Genomic DNA, 23,984 nt, shown 5'->3' with positions numbered 1-23,984 from the left:
CCCACCGGCGGGTCCCCCTGTTCGCGGCGGCGGTGCGGGCCCCTAACCGGGGGGGGGTGGTCGCCGCGGCACGGCGGGCGGGGGTTCCCCCCCCGGGGCGGGGCGGGGCCGGGGGGGGGCCCCGCCCGCGCCCGGTCAGTCGGCGGCCAGTCCGGGCCGCCAGCTGGGTATCGAGGGTTTCCAGTCGAGCGCCTGCCGTATGCGGTCGTTGGACGCGCCGCGCATGGCGGTCAGCTGGTGGGCGGTGAGCCAGCCCAGCAGCCGCTCGGCCAGTGGCGTCGGCACCGTACGCGGCGGGGGTGCTCCGAGCAGCCGGGCGTACTCGGGCAGCCAGACCGCGGCCTCCGCCGGGTCGTCATCGGCCACGTTGAACACACCGTCGGTATCCGCCTCGACGGCACGGACCGCGGCCCGTGCGGCGTCCTCGACGTGGAGGAACGAGGTGACGCCGGTGGCGGGCTCGGGCAGTGGCAGCCTGCCGCGTGCCACCGCGCCGCGGATCGCACCGTCTCGGTGGTAGAGGGTGCCCGGCCCGTACAGGGTCCCGTAGCGCAGGACGATGCCGGAGAGGTTCGCGGCGCCCAGTACCCGGCGCTCCAGTTCGCTGATCGCGTGGGCGGTGATCGCCCAGCCCGGATCCGGTGCGTCGATATGGAGCGGCGCGTCCTCGGTGAGCACCGGCCCGCCGCGGGGCGCCGTGGCGAACGCGATGCTCTGGGCCACCATCCGCCGCGCACCGGCCGCCTCTGCCGCCGCGATCAGATGTGCGGTGCCTTCGGTGCGCAGCCGGGCGGTGCGCTCCAGGCCCTCCGCGGTGGGCCCGCGCAGCGCGGTCAGCTGATGCACCACCACCTCGGGCCGGGCCGAGCGCACCGCCGCGCGCACCGCCTCGGCGTCCAGCGCGTCGGCCACCACGATGCCGTCCGGGCCCAGCCCGGCCGCCCCGGACGGCTCCCGTACCAGCGCGGTCACATGGTGGCCGCGGGCGCTGAGCAGCGGGATCAGCACCCGGCCGATCACTCCGGTGGCCCCGGCGACAAGGACCCGAGCCGTCATGTCGCGCCTCCCTGGGCCCGCATCAGCAGGCGGCACGCGGGATCGCCGTCCCGCAGACACGCGGTGGCGCAGTTACGGGTGAGTTCGACCCCGAGCCCCTCCGACCAGCCGGCGTGGATGTCGGTGCACGGGCATTCGTAGCCGTCGAGCGAACCGGCCATCCGGACCATGGTCACGGCGAAGTTCTGCCGCATGGTGAGCTCGATGTCGCCGTCCGGGAGCACCGCGGTGCCGCCGTCGCGCAGTTCGTTCGGGAACATCCACTCGGAGCAGGCGTCGTACCGGCGGCGGAGTTCCTCGAGGTCGGCGGCCGGCTTCCCGCCGAACTGGCGGCGGATCCGCTTGCCCACCTGGACGGCCACATACCGCAGCGCCTCGGCGTTGACCTCGTTCGCCACGTCGTGTCCGAACCTCTTCGCCACGCCCTGGTACCAGCGCGCGTCGTGCAGCCACCACTGCCGGTACACGTCCATGGTCCTCGGCCGGGGGCCCGTACCGGGGCTCGTATGGTCGAGCGCGGTCATCGCACCTTCCCGTCCAGCTCGCCGTCGGCCACCCGGGCCCGGAACCGCTCGCGCATCTCCCGCTTGAGCACCTTGCCGGTGGCTCCCTTCACCACCTCGCTCGCGTCCATCCGGAGCGCTCCGGTCAGTTGCGGGAAGCCTTCGGCGGCCAGCACCCGGTTGACGTCGGCCGTCCATCGGGCGTCGTCCCGGTCCGCGTCCCCCACGTCCGCCACGTCCGCGCGCACCTGCAGCAGGGCGTAGGCGTCGGCGGCCCCGTCGCCGTCCCAGTCCGCGCGTACGCCCTCGGGCGCGACCGCCACCACCGTGCAGTCCTCGAGCTCGGGCAACTCGCGCAGCAGCAACTCCTCGGTGCGGGTGCTGAACACGATGCCCGCGGGGGTGCGGATCGCGTCCGGCGCGCGGTCCAGATGGTAGAAGTTTCCTTCCTCGTCCCGATAGGACAGATCGCCGGTGAGCCAGTAGCCACCGAGCCGCAGCCGGTGGAAGGTCAGCGAGTCGTTCCAGTATCCGGGGGTGAGCGTGGGTGAGCGCACACCGAGGCGGCCGATCTCGCCGGGCGGCAGCGGTGTGCCGTCCTCGGAGAGCACCGCCGCCTCGGCGAAGCTCATCGGTTTGCCGACGCAGCGGGAGAACGACGACTTGCCGGGACTGTGTCCGTTGTGGAAGAGCGAGTAGCCGGTCTCGGAGGAGCCGAGTCCGTCGGTGAAGACGGATCCGGAGACCCGGCGGCGCTTCAGGTCCCGGCCGACCGTCTCATGGCTGCCCTGCTCGATCAGCGCTTTGATATGGGTCTCGTGCGCCGCGTCCCCGGTGTTGTACCACGCCTCCACGCTGGACAGATCGCGCGCGGAGAGATCCTGGGCGGCCATCTCCCCGTAGGTTCCGGAGAACGCGAACACCGTGGTGGGGCGGAACGACTCCATGGCGTCGAGGACGTCGACCCCTCGCTGGCTGGACAGCATGCGGACGGGCGAGCGGAGCAGGAAGCCGAACAGCATGACCGAGATGGCGGCGTTGTGCGAGCCGGGCAGCGCGACCAGCAGCCTGCCCATCGCGGAGCCGACCGACAGCTTCAGCCGGTGCAACTGCGCGTACAGCAGGGTTTCGTGGGTGTGCGGTACGGCCTTGGGCATGCCGGTGGTGCCCGAGGAGTGGGAGATGATGATCGGGTCGGTGGCGTGGTGGGCGTACGGGTAGGCCGCGGGGAGGGGCTCGCGGTGTTCCGCGCGGATGTCGGCCGCCGTGACGCAGAAGCCGAGGCCCAGTTCGGCCCGGTCGCGGGCCAGGACGGCGTGGTGGGCCTGGTCGGTGATGGCGCCGACCGCGCCCTGGCGCCGCACATACTCGCGGGCGACCTCCGGGCGGAGGTTGCCGTTGACGAAGGAGGGGATCGCGCCCAGGGAGGTGAGGGCGAGGAAGTTGATGGCGAACTCGGTGCTGGACCAGGTCTGGATCGCCACCGGGTCGCGGGGCCCGACACCCTGTGCGTGGTACCAGCCCGCGTAGATCTCCACGGCCTCGTGCAGCTCTCCCAGGGTCAGTACCTCGGGGTGGCCGCCGTCCGGGGCCTGCCAGGTGGCGTCGGTCCACAGGACCTGCTCGTCGAGCGATCTGCCGTACGCCTTCAGCCGGTGGATCACATTCCCGGCCCCCAGGGCGGCGTCCTCGCTGATCCGCGCGCGTTCCTGCTTGGTGATCATGGTGTGGTTCCTTGGATTCGGGCGGCCAGCTCGACCAGGCCGCGAAGGGTGCCGTACTCCCCCGAGGGGGCGGGCGGGATGTCGGACGGCGGGCGCGGGACCGGATCGCCCCGGTCCAGCACGATGGCCACGGCCAGGTCCGCGGCAGGCGGGCCGGTACGAAGCTCGCGGTACGCCGCCGTGGTGCGCTCGGAGCCGGTCAGCTCGACCCCGATCAGCACGACGCGGTCCAGCTCCCCGTCCTCCAGCAGCAGTTCCGCGGCGGCCAGCAGCTCACCGGCCGGGTCCGCCACGGTGGACAGGCAGAGCAGCGGCCCGGTGATGGCGAACTCCCGGCTGAGCTGCCCCAGGACCGCGTTGGCGGTGGACTGCATGAACAGCAGCGGATTGTGCACCTGCCCGGCCACGAGCAGACGGCTGCCGAGGTCGAGGGTGGCGGCGTCCCCCATCGTGCTGGCCAGGACCATGGCGGTCCTGGAGCCGTCGCCCGGCCGGGCGGTCAGGCATCGCTCGACGGCCTGGTACACCATCGGGTTGAAGGCGGACTCCACGAAACCGGCGACCGGCGGCGCGGAGGGGCCGGACATCGCGGCGATCATGCTCGCTCCAGTACCAGCGCGGTGTTGGCGCCGCCGAACGCGGCGTTGACGGTGAGGGCACGCCGGAGCTCGGCCTTGTGGGGGCGGTTGGGCACATAGTCGAGGTCGCAGTGCGGATCCGGTTCGGTGAACCCGGCGGTGGGCGGCAGCACCCCGTCCCGCAGCGCGAGCAGGGTGATCACGAGTTCCACGGCTCCGGACGCCTCCAGCAGATGTCCCGTGGTGCTCTTCGTCGAGCTCACCGGCGTCCGGGCGGCCGCCGCGCCGAAGAGCGTGCGCAGGCCCCGGGTCTCGGCGGGGTCGTTGTACCGGGTGGCGGTGCCATGCGCGTTCACATAGTCGATCCGCGGGCCGCCCGCACGCCGCAGGGCCCGGCCGGCGGCCATGGCCAGCCCGGCGCCTTCCGGATGGGGCCGGGCGATGTGGTGGGCGTCGCCTGCGGCGCCCCAGCCGGTCAGCGCGCCGAGAGCGCGCGCTCCCCGGCGCCGGGCGCTCTCGGCGGATTCGAGCACGACGGCGGCGGCCCCGTCCCCGAGCAGCAGACCGCTGCGGTCGGCGCAGAACGGACGTACCATCCCGTCCCGGGAAAGGGCGAATCCCGAGTCGAACTTGGCCAGGTTCTCCTCCTCCACCAGATACGCCCCGGCGCAGATCGCGGTGTCGGCCCGGCCGGAGGCGATGAGCCCGCAGGCGTGTGTGATCGCGGTGGCCGAAGCGACGCACGCGCTGGTGAACGCCAGGCGGGGGCCGCGCAGGCCGAGGGTGTCCGCGAGGGTCTCGGCCTGCCACGCGGGCACGGTCTCCGCGGCACCGCCGGAGTCCACGGCGCCGGGAGAACCGGGACCGGGAGAACCAGGAGAACCGGGTGACCCGGAAGTCCCGGAAGGCCCGGAAGACCCGGGAGCGCCAGGTGCGCCGGGTGCGCCGGGTGCGTCCGCGGCGCGCCAGAAACGGGTCAGGCCGGTGAAGTCGCCCGCGGTCCCGACCAGGACGGCGGCCTCGGCACCCGTCGGCAGCGCGGCCATGGCGACCGCCGCCCCGGCGACCTCCGCCAGCACCTCCCGCAGCGGGGCGGCCTGGCCGCCGGTGGCGGCCAGGCCCGTTCGGTACGGGCCGGTGTCGAAGCGGGTGATCGGCGCGAACGCGGGCCGCCCGTCGAACACGCCCTCCCGCACGGCGTCCGCCCCGGTACCGAAGGCCGTGCGCACCCCGAATCCGGTCAGCAGCACCTCACGGTCCATGAACGCCCGCCAGATAGTCGGTGATCCGGCGTATTGAGGTGAATTCCGCAAGGAACGCGTCGGCCGGCTCGATCTCCAGGCCGTAGCGCAGCTCCAGTTGGTGCAGGAACCACACCAGCCCCAGCGAGTCCAGGGCGAGTTCGGCGTCGTCGTCCAGGACGGGCGGCAGATCGGCGAAGATCTTGGGGTCGGACAGCAGTTCCCGGACGGCGTCGGTGGTGATCCTCGGCCGGGCTTCGGATTCCGCGGTCATGCCGTGGCGCCCCGCTCCACGACATCGTTGATCAGGTCGCCCAGGTTCATCGCGCCGGCCTGCTCGATGTCGCTGTCGGGGAACTTCACGTCGAACCGGCGCTCCAGGCGGAGGAGCAGCTCGATCAGGCCCAGTGAGTCGATGTCGATTCCACCGGTGCCCATGGGGCTGTCATCGCTGATCTCGTCCGCGGCGAGCGGATGGTTCATCTCCTCGCTGATCGTGCTGAGCACGAAATCGCGGATCTCCTTCTGCAAGGCCGTCTGCGTCTCCATGGTGCGCAACCTTTCTGTGCCACAGGGGGTCGATGCGGGGTGGTCGGCGAGGGCTGGTCGGCAAGGGGCGGTCAGCCGGGTCAGAGGTCGGGAGCGCGGGCGAGCAGGGCATCGCGGCGCCTGATCAGCTTGCCGTTGGACGTGCGGGGCAGATCCGCCAGGACGTGGACGCCGCGGGGCACCTTGTAGTCGGCCAGCCGGTCCCGGCACCAGCGCAGCAACTCCCCCGCCGAGGGGCCGTCCGCCGCGACCGAGACATAGGCTTCGGTGGCACCGTCGTGCACGACCACGGCCCCGCTGACCCCGGGGTGCCGGCGCAGTACGGTCTCCACCTCGGTCAGGTCGACCTTGAGGCCGCCGATCACCACCAGGGAGTCGCCACGGCCCAGCAGCCGCACGGCGCCGGAGGGATCCAGCTCGGCCCGGTCATGGGTGCGCAGCCAGCCGTCGGCGAACCGGTCGCCGCCGGAGGCGTGCAGATACGGTGAGCCGTCCGGCAGCCGGACGTCCAGCTCGCCCTCGCGGATCCTCAAGAGCACACCGGGCGCCGCCCGGCCGACCGAGGGCCGTGAGGCGCCGCTCACCTCCATCGCGATGACGCCCGTCTCGGTGGTCCCGTACGACTCGCCGACCCCGGTGCCGAACCGTTCGGCGAATCGCGCGGCGGTCTGCGGCGGCATGATCTCCCCACCGGAGACCGCCGCGCGCAGGGCGGGCAGGGCGGGCAGATCCCGGGCGGTGCTCAGCAGTTCGTAGTGGAACGGGGTGCCGAAGATCACGTGGATGTCGTGGCGCCCGGCGGCGCCGAGGATGTCCTTGGCCGACACCCGTGGCGCGAAGACCGCCGAGACTCCCGCGGCGAGGGAGTGCAGCACCCCGGCGATCAGGCCGAAACTGTGCGCGGTCGAGCTCAGCAGCAGCACCCGCTCGCCCAGGACCGGCATCCCCTCGATCCGGGTGAACCGCTCGATCTCGGCCGACAGGGAGGCCGCGGTCCGCCCGATCACCTTGGGCAGCCCGGTGGAACCCGAGCTGAACTGCACCAGCCGGTGCTCGGTCGTCGCCGGGCGACCGTCCGGGTACCGGGAGGTGACCACCTCGTACCTGGGCTCGAACTTGAGCGGTGAGCGGCCCGCCGTACCCGCGCCGACCAGGAACTGCGGGTGGCACAGCGAGCGCAGGGCGTCCACCTCGGACGGTTTGAGCCGGTGGTCGACGAGCATCACCTGGGCGCCCAGCCGCCACAGCGCGAGCAGCACCTCTATCTGGGTGCAGCTCGGCGGGCTCTGGAGCATCACCGTATGCCCCTCGCCGATCCCGTGCCCGGCGAAGACCGCCGCCTCCATGTCCACGGCGGCCCGGACCTCGCCACGGCTCACCGGGTGGTCGCCATGGACGAGGTAGGGCAGCTCGTCGGGATGGGCGTCGAACAGCGTGTCGAGGAGCTCCCGCATCGGTGCGCTCATCAGTGTTCCTTGCAGAACTCGCCGATGGGGAAGCCCACATGACGCTGGTCCGTGGCCAGGTAGCCGAGCAGCTCGTCGCCGCGCCGCAGCTCGGTGACGTTGTGGACCTTGCCGCCGGGCCCGAGCACCCGCACATGCCAGTCGTCCTGGACGGTCAGGCTCACCACGGTGTCGTCGGCTGCCCGCGCGGTGATGGTCAGCAGCGGACGGGACTCCAGCTTGGCCCGGCCGACCGTGACCGGCCGGGTCCGGCCCTCGGAGTTGACGGCCAGGGTCGTGCTGCCCGAGCCCAGCTCGCTCAGGTAGTTGGTCCGGTTCTCCGGGCCGAGCACATAGGAGTGCAGGGCGCCGGCGTTGACCCGGAACGGACGGGTCGGCATGTACGGCAGCGGATGGGTCTCACTGCAGCACAGGATGAAGCCGGTCGAGTACGAGCCGACCAGGATGCCCTCGTCCTCGGCGAAGTGGGTGCAGGTGTCCACGCACACCCGGTCGCCGAGCCCGTGGTGCTCGATGCGGTCGACGGTCAGCGTGGTCAGCTCCAGCGGGGAGGTTCCGGCCTCCAGCAGCCGGGCCAGCGCGAACACCTCGGCGGCGTCGGAGGGAGCCAACAGGACTCCGTCCGAACCGCGTTCGAGCACGTCCAGCACGGTGGCGGCCTCGTCCAGGTCCGCGCAGACGGTGATCAGCTTTCCGGCGGAGCGGTCCGCGGCGGCGAGCACGATCTCCAGGGGGATCTTGGTCGGGTCGGCGAAGCGGACCACGGTGTGGGGCAGCGCGACCGCGGCGGCGCACGCCAGCCGCAGCGACGGTTCGTCGTGCACATCGACCCAGGCCGCGTCGGCGTCGAGGCCGTACAGCTGCTGCTCCTCGGTCACCGCCGCGGTGGTGACGGCGGTGACGGTGGGGGGCAGCGCCTTGAGGACGGATTCGTCATCGCAGAGCACACCCTGCATCCGGGTGTGGATGGCGGCGTCCACGACGGACTCGAGCCGGGCCTGCGGAACGGTGCGGAGGTCGATCCATGCGAACTTCATGCGGCTCCTGTCGCGATCGTCGAGGGGTGGGGGGCCGTTCCGGCTTCGGCGGCGTGCACGACGGCGGCGAGCCGTGCCACCAGCGAGGAGGGTGAGGGCGAGGAGAAGATCCGGCGGCCCACCGCGAGGCCCCGGCAGCCCGCGAGCATCAACGAGGTCCCATGGCTGACCAGGTCCGAGCCGTCGGGCGGACCGCCCGCCGCAAGGATCGGCAGCGGACAGCTGTTCACCACCTCGGCCATCCGCTCCATCGGCAGGGCGATCGAGGTCTTCACGAGGTCGGCGCCGAGATCCGCGGCGATGTTCACGGCATGGGCGAGCAGCGCCGGGTCGTGCGGATCGGCGATCCGCGGCCCCCTCGGGTAGATCATCGCGAGCAGCGGCATGTTCCAGAGGTCGCACGAGGCCGCGACGGTCCCGAGATCCCCCAGTTGCCGGTGCTCGGTGTCCGAGCCGAGGTTCACATGCACGCTCACCGCGTCCGCGCCCAGCCGTACGGCCTCTTCGACGTCGCCGACGAGCACTTTGGCGTCGGTGTCGGCCGCGTGCACGGTTCCCGCGCTCAAGTGAACGACCAGGGCGCAGTGGCGCAGGATGTCCGGTGCGATCGCCCGCGCCCGGCCCTTGTGGACGACGACCGCGTCCGCGCCGCCGTCCACCAGTGCCCGGAGCAGCCCGTTCCAGCGGGCCTGGGACACCACCGGCCCATCGGACACACTGTGGTCGAGCGGGACGAAAAGAAATCTTCCGTCCCCCGCGACCGAGAGCCTCCGCATCCGGAATGATTTACCAATATCGGTCATGTGCCAGGCACACCTCTCCCAAGGGGCGAACCACGCAGAGGATTGCGGAGACAGAATGGCACGGCTATGCAATAGCGAGCGGATATCGAATCTCCATAACTCTGCGGTTATGCGGCTCTGAGGAATTTCTGAGATTGCTCTGACAGGCTGTCCGACGGCTATTCCGCCGGAGCCGAAACCGCGTTTTCCAGGAGGCTGGTTTGACCGCCTTGACCGACCCGGTTCGCATCTCGATCGCCTGTCACGGCGGACGTGGTCACACCGCCAGGCTGGGTGAGGCCGTACGAACCGGCGCCAGCCGGGTTCCGCACACCGAGGTCACATCCGTCCAGGTCGACCGGATCACCGATCAGGACTGGCATCGGCTCGACGACGCCGACGCGATCGTCTTCGGTGCCCCGACCTATATGGGCACGGCCTCATCGGCCTTCCACACCTTCGCGGAGGCGAGCGCCAGGCGCTGGCTCACCCGCCGCTGGCAGGACAAGCTGGCCGCGGGATTCACCAACTCCGGCTCGATGGCGGGAGACAAGGCCGGCACCCTGGGCTATTTCGCCACCTTCGCCGCACAGCACGGCATGCTCTGGGTCAGCCTCGGACTGGCCCCCGGCTGGAACTCCTCCTCCGGCAGCGAGTTCGACCTGAACCGGCTCGGTTTCCACCAGGGCGCCGCCGCGCAGTCCCCCGTGGACGACAGAACGGGGACGGTGCACAAGTCCGACCTCGCCACCGCGGAACATCTCGGGCACCGGGTCGCGGAGCTCACCCGCACCGTCGTCGCGGGCAGACGAGCGCTGGAGTCGTGAGCCACCGGCCCGCCGCGTCGGCCGCGGCCGGGGACGAGGGCCGTGCCGTGGTGGCCCCCGCCCGGCAGTGGTGGACCGTGGCCGTGGCGGTCCTGGCGCAGACGCTGGTCCTGCTGGACAACACGGTCCTCAACGTGGCGATGGAAACCCTCGCCGATCCGGTCCACGGGCTCGGGGCGAGCGCGGCGGACCTGGCGTGGGCCAACGCCTCGTATTCGCTGGTCTTCGCCGCGGGCAGCTTCGCCGGTGGCGCTCTCGCCGACCGCTACGGACCGCGCCGCACCCTGGTCGCCGGGCTGGTGCTGCTGGCCGGTGCCTCCTCACTGGCCGCGTTCTCGGACGGGGCCACGGAACTGATCGTCACCCGCGGTTTCATGGGCGCGGGCGGGGCGCTGATCACACCGGCGACGCTGGCGATCGTCACCCGCGGCACCGCGCCGGCCGACCGGACCCGGGCGATCGCGGTCTGGGCCTCCGCGGGCGGCGCCGCCGTCGCGCTCGGACCGGTGGTCGGCGGTGCGCTGCTGACCCGGTTCTGGTGGGGCTCGGTGTTCCTGGTCAACCTTCCGGTGGTGGCGGTGTGCCTGGCCGGCACGGCTCTCCTGGTGCCCGAGCTGCGCTACGGCGAGCGCAGGGTGCTCGACCCGCTTGGCCTGGCGCTCTCCGTACTGGGGCTGGGCCTTGTGGTGTACGGCGTCATCCGGGGCGGCCGCCCCTCCGGCTGGACGAGCCCGGCCACACTGCTGCCGGTGGCGCTCGGCCTCGTCCTGCTGGCGGCGTTCGTGGTGTCGCAGCACCGCCGGGCGGTACCGGGCTTCGATGTGCGCCTGTTCACCGAGGCGCGCTTCGCGGGCGGCAGCGTGACCCTGCTGCTGCTCTTCTTCGGCCTGGCGGGGCAGCTCTTCTACTGCGCCTTCTATCTGCAGGGGGTGCACGGACTGTCGGCGCTGGCCGCCGGGGCCGTGATGTCGGCCGCCGCGGGCGGCATCGTCCTCGGCAACCAGGTCTCCCCCGCGCTGTCCCGGCTGCTGACCGTCCGCTGGTGCGCGGTCGCCGGGATACTCCTGTCGAGCGCCACCTTCGGCGGCTATCTGCTCTTCGACGCCGACACCCCGGTGGTCTGGATCGCCGGGACGCTGTTCGCGCAAGGCGCGGGTGTCGGGCTGGTGGTCGCGCCGATGACGGCGGAGATGATGGCCGCCCTGCCACCGCGGTACACCGGGGCCGGCGCGGCGATCAACGCCGCGGCCCGGCCGGTGGGCAGCACGCTCGGGGTCGCGGTGCTCGGCTCGGTCCTCGCCACCGCCTATCGCGGGGCCGTCCGGCCCGCGCTCACCGAGCTGCCTCCCGGGCCCCGGGGCCGGGCCCTGGACTCCGCGGAGGCCGCTCGGGCGGTGGCGAGGTCGCTGAACCGGCCCGAGCTCCTCGCCGCGGCGGACCGGGCCTATCTGCACGCCATGTACGTCACCGCCGCGTGGACGGCGCTGCTGTCCCTGGCCGGTGCCGTCCTCGTCATCGGATATTTCCGGCCGCGACCATCAATGACGGAGGCAGGAAGTGGATATGGGGCTGCGCCATCTTCGAATCGTGCTCACCGTGGCTGAATCGGGCAGCATCAGCCATGCGGCCGCCACCTTGAAGATCGCCCAATCCGGCCTGTCCACACAGCTCAGACGCATCGAGCAGGAATTCGGCGGGCCGCTGTTCCGCCGCCGCCCGAACGGCGTGGTGCCGACCGAGCTCGGCGTCCATGTGCTGGGGAGGGCCAGGCAGTTGCTCGACGAGTTCGGCGATCTGCTCTCCACGGCGCGGGCACTGGCCCAGCCGGCCGAGCCGCCGCGGGCCGTCGGGCTGGGCGGAGTGGACAACCCCTGGGTGCCTCTGATCGCCGCGCTCGTCCGGGAGCGGCTGCCGCACCATGAGCAGCTGACCTATCTGGAGCCCTCGTCCCAGGCCGTGCTGGAGCTGCTGCGCACCGAGAAGATCGCGCTCGCGGTCATCAGCGAGTTCCCGGACGTCGTGCCGCCCGCGGTCCGCGAGTTCGCCGTCCGCGACCTCGACACCGAGCCGGTGCTGATCGGGCTCTCCCCCGGCCACCGGCTGGCCCACCGACAGCTGATCACCCTCGAGGAGTTGGCCGAGGACACCTGGGTCGCGCCCGGCGACCGCTCCGACGGTCTCGGCCTGAGTCTGAGGATCGCCTGCGAGCGTGCGGGGTTCACCCCCCGGTTCCGCTACTTCGGCGCCGACCAGACGACCGCGGCGGCCATCGTGAGCGCGGGGAACGCGATCGGGGCCTTCTTCGCACCGGGCGACCACTGCCCGGGGGTCTCGTTGAAGCGGCTGGCGAACGGCCGGCTGTGGCGCCGGACACGGCTGGTGTGGGACGCCGAGTCGCCGCTTGCCGGGCTCGCCGAGGATCTCGACGGCGGCGCGCTCGACTGGCGCCGGCCGTACGCCTCGTGAGCCCGGCCGCGGATCCGGCCGGCTCAGCCCCCGGGAACGTCGGGCCGTCTGCCTCCGACGGAGAGGCACGACGCGATCGTCCGCTCCCGCGGCACCGTCTCCCCCACCACCCGCGCCGCCGGCAGCTCCACGGTGAACAGCGCACCGTGCCCCGGCCGCCCCTCGGCGGTGATCCGCCCCCCATGGCTTTCGACCACCTCGCGGGCCAGCGCCAGTCCGAGCCCGAACCGTCTGCCGCGCCCTGCGGAACCCCTGGCGAACCGCTCGAAGAGGCGCGCGGCCTCCTCCGGTGCGAACCCCACTCCGGTGTCGCGTACGGACAGCGACACGATGCCGGGAAGCGGGGTGTCCACGGACACCGTCACCTCTCCGCCGGGCGGGGTGTGCCCCATCGCGTTGTCGACCAGCGCGGCGATCACCCGGCGCAGGGCCGGCCCGGTGCCCACCACCACATGCCGCCCCGGCCCCGGCCGCAGCCGCACCGCCAGCCCCATCTCCTGGGCCCGGACGTCCTCGGCGGAGACCGCCTCCTCGGCGAGCGCGGTCAGGTCGACCGGATCGCGGGATCCCGGCGACTGGGACAGCCGCGCGGACAGCAGCAGGTCGTCGATGACGTCACCGAGCTGCCGGGTGCCGGTCACCAGCCGCTGCAGGTCGGTGGACAGCTGCTGGGGGGTCTCCGAGCCGCAGCGCCGGGCCAGCAGCTGGGCGCGGGTGTGCAGCTGGGTCAGCGGGGTGCGCAGTTCATGGCTGGCGTCCGCGACGAACCGCCGCTGCCGGTCCAGCGCCTCGGAGAGCGGCTCCATGGACCGTCGCGCGAGCATGCCGCTGGCGGCCGCGACGAGCAGCAGACCGACCGCCTCGGCCGCCGCGAAGGCGAGCAGCAGATGGTTGCGGTCGGCGCGCTGGAACCGTTCCCCGTACGCCGCCTGGACGAGCTCCGAGCCACGCCGGGCGGTGCGCACCGTGTACTGCTCACCGCCTCGCTCCACCCGTTCCAGCACCGGAGGAGCGCCCGCGCGGACCGCGGCCAGGCTGGATCTCACGGGCAGTCCGGCGGGGGTGCCGGGGGTGCTGCTGACCGCTCCGTCCCGCTCCACGGTCATCCACACACAGACCGGCGGACTCTCGACGGTGTTGTGGTCGATGCCCCACTGGGTTTCCCGCTCCGCGTCGGCGCGCTGGGCGAACAGTACGACGGTGTAGACGATGCCCCCGACGATCAGCATGATCACCGACATCACCAGCGAGATCCGCCAGGTGATCGTCCACTGGGCGGCGGCGAGCCTGCGCTGCTCGGGGCTCCGCGCCGGGCGGCGCGGAAGACGGATCGGCATCGCGTTCACAGGGCCCCCAGCTGGTAGCCGCGTCCCCGCACGGTGCGGACGACGTCGCGGCCCAGTTTCCGCCGCAGATAGTAGACATAGGTGTCGACGATGGACTCCGCCGAGGTGTCGGGGAAGACACGCTCACGGAGATGTGCGCGCTCGTGCACGGTCCTGGGGCCTTCGGCGAGCACGTGGAGCAGTCCGAATTCCCGCAAGGAGAGTTCGACGCCCGTGCCGTCGGCCAGGCGCACCTCGCGGCGCCGGAGGTCCAGCTCTCCGTCGCCGAGCGGAAGGACTTCGGCGTCGACGAGGTCGCGCCGGTGCAGCGCCCGCACCCTCGCCAGCAGTTCGTCCACTTCGAAGGGCTTGACCAGATAGTCGTCCGCGCCGGAGTCGAGGCCGGTGACACGCTCGTCGAGTGCGCCCAGCGCGGTCAGCACCAGCACCCGGGTGGTGACACCGACCCTTCGTAATCGTTTCACCAGGTCCAGGCCCTCGATGCCCGGAAGCATCCGGTCGATGACCATCACCTGATGTCGTCGTCCCAGAGCGAGATGAAGCCCCCGTTGGCCATCGAATGCCACATCGACGTCGTAACCCTCTGAGCTGAACAATTCGACCAGCATGTCTGCGGTTTCCCGGTCGTCCTCGACCAATAACAGCCGTGTCTGATCCGCAGTCGACCGGTCTATATCGGCTGGATAGATCATTCGCACATCTTGACCCAATCCGCGTCGGTACGACGTCAGGGGTGCGAAACAGGGTCGTGAAGGCGCCGGAAACGGCTCTCGGGAAATACGCGCGTCGCGGGTGCGGACCGGGCACCGACGCGGCTCAGGATGCTGTCGAGAACAGCTTCCAGACCAGGGAGAAGGTCTTCGACGGACCTCAGATCGGCGAAGGCCGCGACAAGCAGGTCGGCCGTGTGGCCCGCCCCGCGGCGCCGCCCCGCGAGCACCGCGCCCACGATGGAGTCCCGCTGCCGGGCCAGCCAGCGCGCGGCTGACTCATCGCCGTCGAGGGCGGGGAGCGGGCAGCCGGTGTGCGACGACGGCATCCGGGCGCCGTGCCGCGGACCGGGGTTGATCCGCTCGCAGGCCCGGCCGTACCAGGTCAGCAGCTCGCGGAGGACGGCACGGCCGACCGGCTCCTCGGCCTCGGCCACCTCCCGGGCCAGCGCCCGCACCAGGTCGTTGAGGTGGTACCGGCCGGGGCTCGGGGAGGTCAGCAACCGGGCGTCGACCAGCCGTTCCAGGGTGTCCTGGGCCTGGTGGACCCGGCAGTTCAGCATGACCGCCACCGGCTCGGGGGTGACATCGGCGGCGCCCAGGACACCCAGGGCGCGGAAGGCGGCGTCGGGGACCGGGCCCGCCGGAGGGCCGAGGTGGGCGGAGTGGGCGCGCAGCGCGGCGTACTGGGAGCGCAGACCGGTGCCCACGGTGAGATCGCCGACACGTAACTCGTCGAGTAATCGGCCGGATGAGGTGAGCCGTTCGGCCATGTCGTCGAGCGACCACTGCTCCCGGGCCAGACAGCGCGCACCGGCTATGCGGAGCGCCAGCGGCAGCCCGGCGCAGACGGACGCTATGCGCCGGGCCGCGAACGGCTCCTCCCGCACCCGCCGATGACCGACGACGCCGCCCAGCAACTCCAGTGAGGCGTCCTCGGGGAGCGGCCTCACCGTGAAGGTGTACGCCCCCTCCAGATCCGCGAGATGGCCGCGGCTGGTGATGATCAGCCGGCTGCCGCCGCTTCCCGGGATCAGGCTGCGGACCTGGGCGGCGTCATGGGCGTCGTCGAGGACGACGAGCATCCTTCGGTCGGCGATCAACGACCGGTACAGGTACACCCGTTCGGCCAGGCCCTGGGGAACAGCCGAACGACGCAGCCCCAGATCCGTCAGGAACCGGGCCAGTACGTCGGCGGGAGAGGCCGGCCGGCCGTTCGCGTCCCGCAGTTCGGCGAAGAGCTGGCCGTCCTCGAATGTGTCGCGCAGGCCATGGGCCAGGTGCAGGGCCAGGGCGCTTTTGCCGACGCCGGGCCCGCCGGTGAGGGCCACGATCACCGCGCTGCCGGGGTCCGACGCCGGGGAGCACACCAGGGAACGGAGCACCGCGGCCTGGTCGGCCCGTCCGGCGAAGGCCGTGGGAGCGACCGGCAGCTGGGCCGGCCGCGGCCGGTTCCGGGAGGGCCGGGCGGCGGTCACGCGCTTCTCGTGCCCGGCGGAGGGCCGCGGCCCGTCGTCCCTCAGCACCCGCTGCTGCATGCGTCTCAGCTCGGGCCCGGGTTCGGCGCCCAACTGGTCGATCAGCAGGGCTCGGCTGCGCTGGAAGACCTGGAGGGCCTCGGCCTGCTGCCCCGAGCGGGACAGGGCCAGCATCAGGCGGGCCGCCATCGGTTCGTCCAGCGGGTTCTGCAGGACCAGCCGCCACAGTTCGGGAAGCATGCCGTGGTGCCGGCCGAGTTCCAGCTCGACATCGATCCGCTTGGCCACGGTCTGCCTGCGCAGCTCCTGAAGGTGGCGCACCTCGACGTCGCACAGGGTGGACGAGGGGATGTCCAGCAGTGGTTCATCCCGCCACAGCGACAGGGCCCGGTTCAGTTCATCGGCGCCGGTGGACAGGTCGCCGGAGGCGATGGCGGATTCGCCGGCCCGACGGTGGGCGGCGAACCGGCCGAGATCGCTTTCGTACTCGTCCAGTTCGATGAGATATCCCGGAGAACGGGTCACGATCCGCCCGGCCACCTGCCGGCCGAGCACCTGTCTCAGCCGCATCACATAGGTGCGCAGAGTGGCCGAGGCACTGGACGGCGGAAATCCGTCCCACAGAAAGTGTGAGAGGCGGTCGGCGGACACGACACGGTTGGCGTTGAGCAACAGCGCGGCAAGGAGAACGCGCTGCCGCGCCGCCGGAACGGTCAACTGACAGCCCTCGGCGTTGATGACGAGAGGACCGAGAAGCGCGAAGTCCACAACTACCTCATTCGGACGTCGAGTAGACCTCACCACGCTCTTCGCAGCGTGGCCTCAATGAGGCTAAACCATGACTCAAACCAAAACACCGGCAGAAAACCTAGTGTCCTGGGTCAGGGATTTCAGCCGTGGAGAGAGGAGGTGAGTGCCTTCAGGGGAACTCGACGATGTCTTCCGAGGAGCGCGGAGGTGAGGCGGTAGGCGTCGACGAAGGCCCGGCCGCCGGTGTTCCGCCGCAGAAACGCCGCCACGTCCGGTGCGTCGGGCGCGTCGTCCCTGGCGAGCAGTTTCCCGGCGCGGCCGACGAATTCGCGCAGCAGGTCCATGCGGAACGACTGACCGCCGCCGTTGCCGAGAGCCGCGATGAAGTACAGGCGCGTCCCGAGCCGGACGGCGTCCGTGGATCCGCAAGTGCCGAGCTCGTCCGCGAGCCCGGCGACCGTGTGCCGGTGGTCGACGCCATGACGGCTGGAGCGCACGATGCCGTCGAGCGGCACTCTGCTGAGACCGAGGCGATGGGTGTCGGCGCCGAGCGCGCCGAAGATCTTCTGCAGGAGGATGTAGTCCTCCGTCAGCTCGCGGTCGTGAACGAGAACGATCTCGTCGTACTGCTCCAGCATCGGCACCAGGTCACGCAGCGCGCAGCCCAGGTAGTTGGGGTGCCCGGTGGCCGAGGTGACAGCGCGCAGGGGCAGGCCCTGGGCGGTGGCATCGAGATAGACCGGGCCTCCGTCGCGGCGGGCGTCCAGGCACAGACCGCGCTTGGCGAGATACTCGACCACCTCCTCGAGCCCCGTCCTGGGCGGCATGGCCCGGGTGATGCCCGGGTCGTACAGCCCCAGCCAGTCGTAGTGGCCACGCCAGATCTCCAGGACGCGCCGGCTCACCGGATGCGTCCAGCCGGTCTCCTCGACCGCGCGGACGTACGGCTGAAGCGCCTCGTCCGGTGGCGGCGACGGCTGCGCCTGAAAGGCGGTGTAGACCCGGCCGACATCGTCCTCCGTGCACCGGGACGGGTCGATGTCCGGGCAGGCGCGGTCCAGGTACTCCCAGAAGCCCGCGGTCTGGCGAGTGATGTTGAAGGCTGTGTGGTTGTAGAGGTAGTCGGTATCGGTCAGCGATCGGGTGGCGCGGTACATGACGTCCACCCACAGCAGACCCTTGAGGTGGCTGAGGCCCAGCGCCTTGGTGGGGGTCACGGTGACCGGGGCGATCAGCACCCTGGGGCGGCGCGGGGAACCGTCCGCCGCCGCCGGGCCGGTGCCGTCGTGCGGCCCGGCGGCGGGCCGTTGGGGGGCGGCCATGTTCACTTCCGCACGCCGTGGACGAGGAACACCCGCTCGACGTCCGGGACATGGCGCGGGTGGACGGGGTCGGGCCACCGTCCGTAGTGCGCGGATTCCTCGCCCGGCTGCACCGCTTCCGCCTCGATGCCGTACTCGGCGAAGAGCGCCTCCGGCTCGTCGTGCCCGGACAGCCAGGGGCAGCCCTGGCGCTCGAAGACCTCGAGCAGCGGCGCGACGGCGGGGGCGGTGAGGGTGGTGGCGCTGACCATGTCCGCGGCTATCCGGCTGCCGGGGGCGGCCAGGTCCGCGACACGGGAGAGAAGCTGCCGGGCCTCGTCGTCGGTGAGGTAGTACAGCAGTCCTTCCAGCAACCACAGGGAGGGCTCTTCCGGACGGTAGCCGGCCGTGACGAGGGCGTCCGTCCAGTCCGGGCCGAGCAGGTCGACGCCGATCGGACGTCTGGTGACCCGCTGCCGCACCGGCTCGTCGCCGAGGGCCGACTCCTTCGCCTCCAGGACGCCCGGCCGGTCGAGTTCGAAGAGCTCGACCGGCCGGGTCCAGGGCAGCCGGTAGGCACGGGTGTCCATGCCCGCGGCCACCATGACCACCTGGGGATATCCGCCGTCCGTCACCTGGGTGAGCAGATAGTCGTCGAAGTACCGGGTCCGGATCGCGTTGAAGTCGACGGTGCTCGGCACCTTCTGCCCGGGAACGTCGTGTCCGGGATCGCCCTGTCCGGGATCGGTGTGGCGGGGCCCGCTCGCATCGGCGACCTGGCCGAGCAGATCGCCTCCGAGGGCGCCCACGAGGCGGGCGGCCAAGGGGTCCTCGTAGAGCCGGTCCGGACGCTCGGTCTCCTTGGCGCGCAGCGCCGCCGTCAGCAGGGACGTCCGAGCGATCGCGTCGAGTGGTGCCACGTGGGTGCTCCTTGTACGAGGGGATGCGAGGGGATGCGAGGGGGGGGAAGGGCGAGGGCCGGACACGTGGCCGCAGAGCGCCTCAGCTGCCGAGCAGGCGCTGCCAGGCGGCGTCGTCGTGCTGGAAGACCCGGTCCTTGACCTGGGCCGGACGAGTTCCGGCGGCGACCCTGTGCTGCCAGTCGCGGGCGAAGGCGTCCGGCGCCACGCGGTGGATCTCGGGGGCGTCCAGCCGGCCCGTCCCACGCGCCGACCGGTAGCCGGGGGCGGCGGCGCTCAGCGCCGCGTCGACCGCACGTCCCAAGGCCGCGGTCTCCCGGTCCGACCAGGGAAGGAACGGCTCCAGTGCGAAGGCGTACCGCGGCCGCACGGCGCCCTGTGCCGGTCCCGCGCCCGCGGGATCCCCGCCGGGCCGGGTCGCCGGGGCGCCGACGACCCGGCAGGTGGCGTTGCGCACCTCGAGCCCGGTGGACGTGAGCGCCGTGCGCAGGGCGGTCACCACATGGGCCTCGCGCAGCCGCTCGCCGACGGCGTCCGAGAGGGTGCGCCGGCCGGCGTACTCGACCCGCGGGATGTCCCCGACCCGGTCGACCACCCGCACCACATCACCGAGCGCGTACCGGTACAGGCCGCCGACGTGGCTGATGACGGCGTGGTACTCACGACCGGTCTCCAGCTCGTGGAACAGCTGAGTGGCGGAGTCGGGCCGGAGGTCCTCGTCGGCGTCGACGAATTCGAGCAGCCCGCCGGTGATCGCCGGTGATCCGGCGGTCAGATGGCGGTCGAGGGCGACGGCCACGAAGCCTTCCGACGCCGCCACCGGGGCGGGCAGCGCGGTGACCCGGGGCCCGAACGCCTCCCGCAGCCGCGGCAGATAGAGCGAGGCCAGGCCGGTGGTCCAGCAGAACAGCAGTTGCATCCGGGGCCAGACATGCGTGGGCAGCAGCCCTCCCGCGCGCTCCGCCGACCTCTCCAGCAGTCGGGCGCGGCCGGGGTCGGGGATGCCGCCGGGGTGCCCGTCGACCGTGCCGTCGTGCAGATCCTTGACCAACCGGGGCCACCACTGGACGAGTTGGTGCGGCACCGCGGCGACCATGGCCGGGTTGATACCGATGACACACCGCACATCATGCTCGATCGCGGCGCGCAGCCGCACATAGCCGCGCTGCAGGTGGTCCGCGGGGTCCACGAAGTCGGGCAGGGTGCTCCAGGGGGCCCGGCTGCCCGGCTCCGCCGCGAGGGGCTCGCCGAACGCCTGGCCGAAGTCGACCTGGCTGGCGCCCAGATGCGGCTGCCCGGAACGGGTGGTGCCGACCGCGGGGGCCGGGTCGTGTTTGAGGTTGAGCGTGGCGTCCGCCCGGTGGACGGCCTCCGGGAAGTGCTCGACGAAGTTGGCCCACGCCGCGTAGTAGAAGGGAAAGAAGGACGTGCGCATGAACTGCCGGGTGATCGGGATCTGTTTGCTGTCCCCGGTGCTGCCGCTGCTCTTGAAGAAGACCACGGCGGGATCCGCGCTGAGCACGTGTCGTCGCCCGGCGGCGGCCGACTCGATCCAGGGGGCGAGCGAGGCGTAGTCGGCGATGGGGACCGCCGCGCGGTACTCGTCCACGCCGCCGCAGCGGGAGAAGCCGTGCGCCTTCCCGAACTCGGTGTCCGCGTTCTCGCGCAGCATGCCGCGCAGCGCGTCGTCCTGGGATTCCCGCGCGTTGTCCAGCGCGGCCAACAGCCGGTCACGCTCGCCGAGCACCCTGCTCCGGTAGGCGGAGAACGTTCCGCCCGCCGCGTCGGCCATCTCCGCCGCCTCAGCCATGTGCACCGTTCCTCACAGCCTTCTCCACGAGATCCACGGACTCCTCGACACCATCGGACCGGCCGAGGTTGATGACGTTCAGCCCGGCCAGCTCTTTCCTCAGCACATCGCCCAGATCGGCCTGAAAGCGCGTGAACGACTCCTCGGTGGGCTTCTCGCCGTAGTGCTCCATCGGATTCGCGTCCGCTCCCCAGCCGCTTCGCTCCCAGGCGACGGCGGGCTCCACATCGAGGTAGACGACCTGGTCGGGCGGCGGGAAGGACCGCCACCAGGAGAGCAGCGACGGGTTGTCGTAGCCGAGGAGGGAGCACTTGGCCAGGAGTTTGTAGTGGTAGGAGTCCACGATCACCGGTCGGTCCGGCGGGGCGTCCGCCACCCGGTCGCGCAGATGCACCGCCGCGATCTGCACCAGGGTGAGAAAGAGATCCGAGGAGTAACGTCCCGCGGGCGCCCGCAGCGCCTCGGTGAGGAATTCGTCGCGCACCCTGCCGATGAGCGAGTACACCGGGTCCAGCAGCGCCTCGTCGTACGAGACGACCGTCCAGGTCCCCCGCTCGGCGAGGCGCTCCAGCACCGAGGACTTCCCGGAGTAGTCGGGCCCCAGCAGGACCGTTGATCGCAGCCTCACCCGGCGGGCCTCCCCTCGGCGGCGGTGCCGGGTTCCGGGCCCGCTTCGGGAGGCAGCGCGCGGGCCGTACGCGTTTCGGGCATCTGCTCTTCCTTCGCTCGTCCACCTGGATTCACCGAGTATCCGAGCGCGATGTATCGCCTCGATAGCGTCGTCGGCGGCGACACGTCACGGGGCGGGTTCACCGGTCATGGGCGTAGGTCAGGAAACCCGGACTCCGCCGCTGACCGAGAGTCCCGCGCAGGCGCGCAGCCGGCCGGGGCCGGCGGTCTCCGGACCGTCACCGGAGGTGTCCGCATCCGTGTCGGGGACGACCCGGAGCATGTCGAAGGGGCCGTCCGACGGGTCGAGTTGGGGTACGTGGTGGATCGCCAGTTCCGTGTGCTCGTCGATCAGCTTCGTGATGACGGCCTCGGCGAGAACATGGTGGACGTGGACGAGGTAGGCGGCCAGGGACACCCGCGTCGTGACGGCGTACAGCCGTGCCCGGCGGACCGGTGCGTGAGCGTCGCCCTCCGGCGGGGGGACCGCCGCGGGCACCTCCAGCCGGGCGGGGAGGGCCGGCGGCTCCGCCGTGGGGAAGAGTCTGAGCAGCCGGCGAAGTGGCGACCGCTCCCCCGAGTCGTCGGGCGCCGTCCACGCCATGGAGCCGTCCCGGCTGATGTGGTGGAAGTCGAATCGGGTGGCGAGGTTCGCCGGATTTCCGGTGAGGAACACGGTCCTGGTGTAGGCCCGGAGCCATGCCTCGCGCAGGGTGTCGGGAAGGCTCAGGGCATAGCCCAGCACCGATTCCGCGTAGATCCGGGGTTCGAACCGGCGCAGTACGACGGTCACGGTCGTCGTCGCCGACGCGGCCTCCGCGGCGATCTCCGCCATCCGTTCCGCGGTGAGCGGCCGGGCGTCCAGCGCCTCCGGGTCCCGCCCCGTGTGTGCGACGCGGATCCTGGAGGCGAGCTGGGTCTGGAGAAACTGTTGGGTAAACATACGCAACTTCTCTCTGGCGCGGGACCGTCGCGATGGCGCCATTCCTCTGACCATCCGGTGTGGGTCCACCGAGTGTTCAGAGGACCTCTATCGTCCCGATAGCGCGGACCGTGTCAGCTCCTCACGACGCCGCGCAGGAGCAGGTCGATGAGCCGGGTGGCCAGGTCGCGCCGGTCCTCGCCCAAGGCCATGAGGCTGATCCCGCCGAGGGCCATCAGCACGTCCTGGGCGTCGGCCTCAGGCCGCGCCGCCGGCCGGCCCTCCCCGGACGACAGCAGGTGATCGATCGCCTCGGCGAGCAGACCCCGGGTCTGCAGCCGCTCGCTGTCGTCGGTCAGCACCACTCTCAGCGCGTCGGCCATCCCGCCCTTGGCGGCCATGAAGTCGATGAAGCGCTCCATCCAGGTCCGCAGCGCGTCCACCGGTGGCAGTGTGGCGGCGAGGTGCGGCGCCGCCTCGCACAGGCGCCGCACTTCCTGCCGGTAGACCGCCTCGACCAGGAGTTCCCTGGACGGGAACCGGCGGTAGAGCGTGCCGACGCCGACACCGGCCTCGCGGGCGATGTCCTTGACCGAGGCCCCCGCTCCCTCACGGGCGAACACGGCCGCCGCCGTCTCCAGCAGCCGGTCCTCGTTGCGTTGCGCGTCGGCGCGCAGCGGCCTCCGGTGCCGCGCCGCGTTCCCCTCGATGCCGGTCAATCCGGGTCCCCTCTCGCCACCACTTGCAACCGGAACCGGTTCCGCTTACCGTCGAGAAGCGAACCGGAACCCGTTCCGGATACGAGCGTACGACGGCCCACCGCCACCGCGCCACCGGCCGCGCGCTCGCCCCCCATGCCACCATCTCCCTGGAGCTCGACATGACCGACCACCTCATCACCACCCCCTTCGGGGCCCGGACGACCGCCGCCGAGGTGCTGGACGGCGTCGACCTCACCGGCAAACACGCCCTCGTCACCGGAGCGGCCTCCGGCATCGGACGCGAGACCGCACGCGTCCTGGCCGCCGCCGGTGCCGAGGTCACCATCGGCGTCCGCGACCTGGCGGCGGGTGGGCGGGCCGCCGAGGAGATCTCCCCGGCGAGTGGCCCGGAAACGGTGCACGCCGCCCTGCTCGACCTCGCCGACCAGAGCTCGGTGCGCGCCTTCGTGGCGGCTTGGCGCGGGCCGCTGCACATCCTGGTCCTCAACGCCGGTGTGATGGCCTCGCCACTTCAGCGGACGAAGGAGGGCTGGGAGACGCAGTTCGCCACCAATCACCTCGGCCACTTCACCCTCGCCACCGGTCTGCACGGCGCCCTGGCGGCAGCCCGTGGCGCACGTGTGGCCGCGGTCAGCTCGGTCGGCCACGTCAACGGCGGGGTGCTCTTCGACGACATCAACTTCGAGCGGCACCCCTACGACCCATGGGCGGCCTACAGCCAGTCCAAGACCGCCAATGTGCTGTTCGCCGTCGAGGCGAGCCGCCGCTGGGCATCCGATCTGATCGCCGTCAACGCCCTCAACCCCGGCCGTATCACGAGCACCCGGCTCGGCCGCCACATCGGGGACATCTCCGACAGCCCCGCCTCGTTCGATCCGACCAGCACCGACGTGTCCTGGAAGAACGTCGAGCAGGGGGCCGCGACCTCCGTGCTGCTCGCCGCCTCCCCGCTGACCGAGGGCGTGACCGGCCGGTACTTCGAGGACTGCGACGAGGCCGGACCCCATCAGCCCGGTGTCCGGCGCGGAGTGGCCGCCCACGCACTGGACGCTCGCCACGCGGCCCGTCTGTGGCAGGTTTCCTGCGACCTGCTCGCAACCACCGCCTGACACGCCATGCCCCACGAG

Annotated in this window: 23 protein-coding genes; 4 read left to right on the top strand and 19 right to left on the bottom strand. The window is 71.8% G+C overall.

The genetic code is table 11. From position 1 onward, the window contains the following. Nucleotides 1-135: 135 nt before the first annotated feature. The 10 genes from avaA7 to J2Z30_RS45355 all read right to left on the bottom strand — a co-directional run bounded on the left by avaA7 (nucleotide 136) and on the right by J2Z30_RS45355 (nucleotide 8,957). Nucleotides 136-1,056 (bottom strand): 3-diazoavenalumate denitrifying reductase, encoded by a 921-nt coding sequence (gene avaA7, locus J2Z30_RS45400; protein ID WP_044567028.1) that lies wholly within the window; start codon nucleotides 1,054-1,056, stop codon nucleotides 136-138. After that, nucleotides 1,053-1,580 (bottom strand): hypothetical protein, encoded by a 528-nt coding sequence (locus tag J2Z30_RS45395; RefSeq protein WP_044567029.1) that lies wholly within the window; start codon nucleotides 1,578-1,580, stop codon nucleotides 1,053-1,055. The genes avaA7 and J2Z30_RS45395 overlap by 4 nt, the downstream gene beginning before the upstream one ends. Continuing rightward, the gene (gene avaA6, locus J2Z30_RS45390; protein WP_044567031.1) at nucleotides 1,577-3,283 is read right to left on the bottom strand and encodes a 3-aminoavenalumate diazotase; all 1,707 of its coding nucleotides are present in this window, start codon (nucleotides 3,281-3,283) and stop codon (nucleotides 1,577-1,579) included. Before avaA6 ends, J2Z30_RS45395 begins: the two co-directional genes overlap by 4 nt. After that, entirely contained in the window at nucleotides 3,280-3,882 is a 603-nt protein-coding gene (locus J2Z30_RS45385; RefSeq protein ID WP_052701133.1) for a hypothetical protein, read from the bottom strand. The genes avaA6 and J2Z30_RS45385 overlap by 4 nt, the downstream gene beginning before the upstream one ends. Next, on the bottom strand, nucleotides 3,879-5,123 hold the full coding sequence (locus J2Z30_RS45380; RefSeq protein ID WP_044567033.1) for a beta-ketoacyl-[acyl-carrier-protein] synthase family protein: 1,245 nt from the start codon (nucleotides 5,121-5,123) through the stop codon (nucleotides 3,879-3,881). Before J2Z30_RS45380 ends, J2Z30_RS45385 begins: the two co-directional genes overlap by 4 nt. Beyond that, on the bottom strand, nucleotides 5,113-5,376 hold the full coding sequence (locus tag J2Z30_RS45375) for a phosphopantetheine-binding protein (RefSeq protein WP_044567035.1): 264 nt from the start codon (nucleotides 5,374-5,376) through the stop codon (nucleotides 5,113-5,115). The genes J2Z30_RS45380 and J2Z30_RS45375 overlap by 11 nt, the downstream gene beginning before the upstream one ends. After that, nucleotides 5,373-5,651 (bottom strand): phosphopantetheine-binding protein, encoded by a 279-nt coding sequence (locus J2Z30_RS45370; protein ID WP_020865623.1) that lies wholly within the window; start codon nucleotides 5,649-5,651, stop codon nucleotides 5,373-5,375. Before J2Z30_RS45370 ends, J2Z30_RS45375 begins: the two co-directional genes overlap by 4 nt. Nucleotides 5,652-5,731: 80 nt before the next feature. Continuing rightward, nucleotides 5,732-7,117 (bottom strand): class I adenylate-forming enzyme family protein, encoded by a 1,386-nt coding sequence (locus J2Z30_RS45365; protein ID WP_044567039.1) that lies wholly within the window; start codon nucleotides 7,115-7,117, stop codon nucleotides 5,732-5,734. Further along, the gene (locus J2Z30_RS45360; protein WP_044567041.1) at nucleotides 7,117-8,154 is read right to left on the bottom strand and encodes a 3-dehydroquinate synthase II family protein; all 1,038 of its coding nucleotides are present in this window, start codon (nucleotides 8,152-8,154) and stop codon (nucleotides 7,117-7,119) included. The genes J2Z30_RS45365 and J2Z30_RS45360 overlap by 1 nt, the downstream gene beginning before the upstream one ends. Then, entirely contained in the window at nucleotides 8,151-8,957 is an 807-nt protein-coding gene (locus tag J2Z30_RS45355; RefSeq protein WP_078956413.1) for a 2-amino-3,7-dideoxy-D-threo-hept-6-ulosonate synthase, read from the bottom strand. Before J2Z30_RS45355 ends, J2Z30_RS45360 begins: the two co-directional genes overlap by 4 nt. A 209-nt stretch (nucleotides 8,958-9,166) precedes the next feature. Here J2Z30_RS45355 and J2Z30_RS45350 point away from each other — a divergent pair, with 209 nt between their 5' ends. From J2Z30_RS45350 to J2Z30_RS45340, 3 genes are read left to right on the top strand one after another with little or no spacing between them, the layout of a single operon-like run. Next, nucleotides 9,167-9,763, top strand: a complete 597-nt coding sequence (locus J2Z30_RS45350) for a flavodoxin family protein (protein ID WP_063791053.1) — start codon at nucleotides 9,167-9,169, stop codon at nucleotides 9,761-9,763. Beyond that, nucleotides 9,760-11,367, top strand: coding sequence for an MFS transporter (locus J2Z30_RS45345; protein ID WP_308280268.1), 1,608 nt, complete (start codon nucleotides 9,760-9,762; stop codon nucleotides 11,365-11,367). Before J2Z30_RS45350 ends, J2Z30_RS45345 begins: the two co-directional genes overlap by 4 nt. Next, nucleotides 11,360-12,229 (top strand): LysR family transcriptional regulator, encoded by an 870-nt coding sequence (locus tag J2Z30_RS45340; protein ID WP_209469120.1) that lies wholly within the window; start codon nucleotides 11,360-11,362, stop codon nucleotides 12,227-12,229. The genes J2Z30_RS45345 and J2Z30_RS45340 overlap by 8 nt, the downstream gene beginning before the upstream one ends. A 23-nt stretch (nucleotides 12,230-12,252) precedes the next feature. Here J2Z30_RS45340 and J2Z30_RS45335 read toward each other — a convergent pair whose 3' ends face one another. The 9 genes from J2Z30_RS45335 to J2Z30_RS45295 form a co-directional block, all read right to left on the bottom strand. Continuing rightward, complete coding sequence (locus J2Z30_RS45335; protein ID WP_078957237.1) at nucleotides 12,253-13,566, bottom strand: sensor histidine kinase; 1,314 nt, start codon at nucleotides 13,564-13,566, stop codon at nucleotides 12,253-12,255. Nucleotides 13,567-13,571: 5 nt separating this feature from the next. Beyond that, on the bottom strand, nucleotides 13,572-14,267 hold the full coding sequence (locus J2Z30_RS45330; protein WP_107073230.1) for a response regulator transcription factor: 696 nt from the start codon (nucleotides 14,265-14,267) through the stop codon (nucleotides 13,572-13,574). A gap of 35 nt (nucleotides 14,268-14,302) precedes the next feature. Further along, the gene (locus J2Z30_RS45325; protein WP_063790840.1) at nucleotides 14,303-16,531 is read right to left on the bottom strand and encodes an AfsR/SARP family transcriptional regulator; all 2,229 of its coding nucleotides are present in this window, start codon (nucleotides 16,529-16,531) and stop codon (nucleotides 14,303-14,305) included. A gap of 122 nt (nucleotides 16,532-16,653) precedes the next feature. Next, complete coding sequence (locus J2Z30_RS45320) at nucleotides 16,654-17,835, bottom strand: hypothetical protein (protein WP_245389208.1); 1,182 nt, start codon at nucleotides 17,833-17,835, stop codon at nucleotides 16,654-16,656. Nucleotides 17,836-17,837: 2 nt separating this feature from the next. After that, nucleotides 17,838-18,734, bottom strand: coding sequence for a class I SAM-dependent methyltransferase (locus J2Z30_RS45315; RefSeq protein ID WP_044567050.1), 897 nt, complete (start codon nucleotides 18,732-18,734; stop codon nucleotides 17,838-17,840). Nucleotides 18,735-18,816: 82 nt separating this feature from the next. Beyond that, complete coding sequence (locus tag J2Z30_RS45310; protein WP_044567053.1) at nucleotides 18,817-20,544, bottom strand: GH3 family acyl-acid amido synthetase; 1,728 nt, start codon at nucleotides 20,542-20,544, stop codon at nucleotides 18,817-18,819. After that, nucleotides 20,537-21,172 (bottom strand): hypothetical protein, encoded by a 636-nt coding sequence (locus J2Z30_RS45305; RefSeq protein WP_044567056.1) that lies wholly within the window; start codon nucleotides 21,170-21,172, stop codon nucleotides 20,537-20,539. Before J2Z30_RS45305 ends, J2Z30_RS45310 begins: the two co-directional genes overlap by 8 nt. A 201-nt stretch (nucleotides 21,173-21,373) precedes the next feature. Continuing rightward, on the bottom strand, nucleotides 21,374-22,156 hold the full coding sequence (locus J2Z30_RS45300; protein WP_052701135.1) for a DUF6182 family protein: 783 nt from the start codon (nucleotides 22,154-22,156) through the stop codon (nucleotides 21,374-21,376). Between the two features lie 113 nt (nucleotides 22,157-22,269). Next, a complete protein-coding gene (locus J2Z30_RS45295) occupies nucleotides 22,270-22,854 on the bottom strand; it encodes a TetR/AcrR family transcriptional regulator (protein ID WP_245389207.1) in 585 nt (194 codons plus the stop codon). A gap of 161 nt (nucleotides 22,855-23,015) precedes the next feature. Between J2Z30_RS45295 and J2Z30_RS45290 the strand changes: the two genes are divergently transcribed. Beyond that, nucleotides 23,016-23,966 (top strand): SDR family NAD(P)-dependent oxidoreductase, encoded by a 951-nt coding sequence (locus J2Z30_RS45290; RefSeq protein WP_044580744.1) that lies wholly within the window; start codon nucleotides 23,016-23,018, stop codon nucleotides 23,964-23,966. The last annotated feature ends 18 nt before the right edge of the window (nucleotides 23,967-23,984 follow it).

Source organism: Streptomyces iranensis (assembly GCF_017874715.1).
Lineage (GTDB): Bacteria > Actinomycetota > Actinomycetes > Streptomycetales > Streptomycetaceae > Streptomyces > Streptomyces iranensis.
This window is presented reverse-complemented; position numbering and strand designations above follow the sequence as displayed.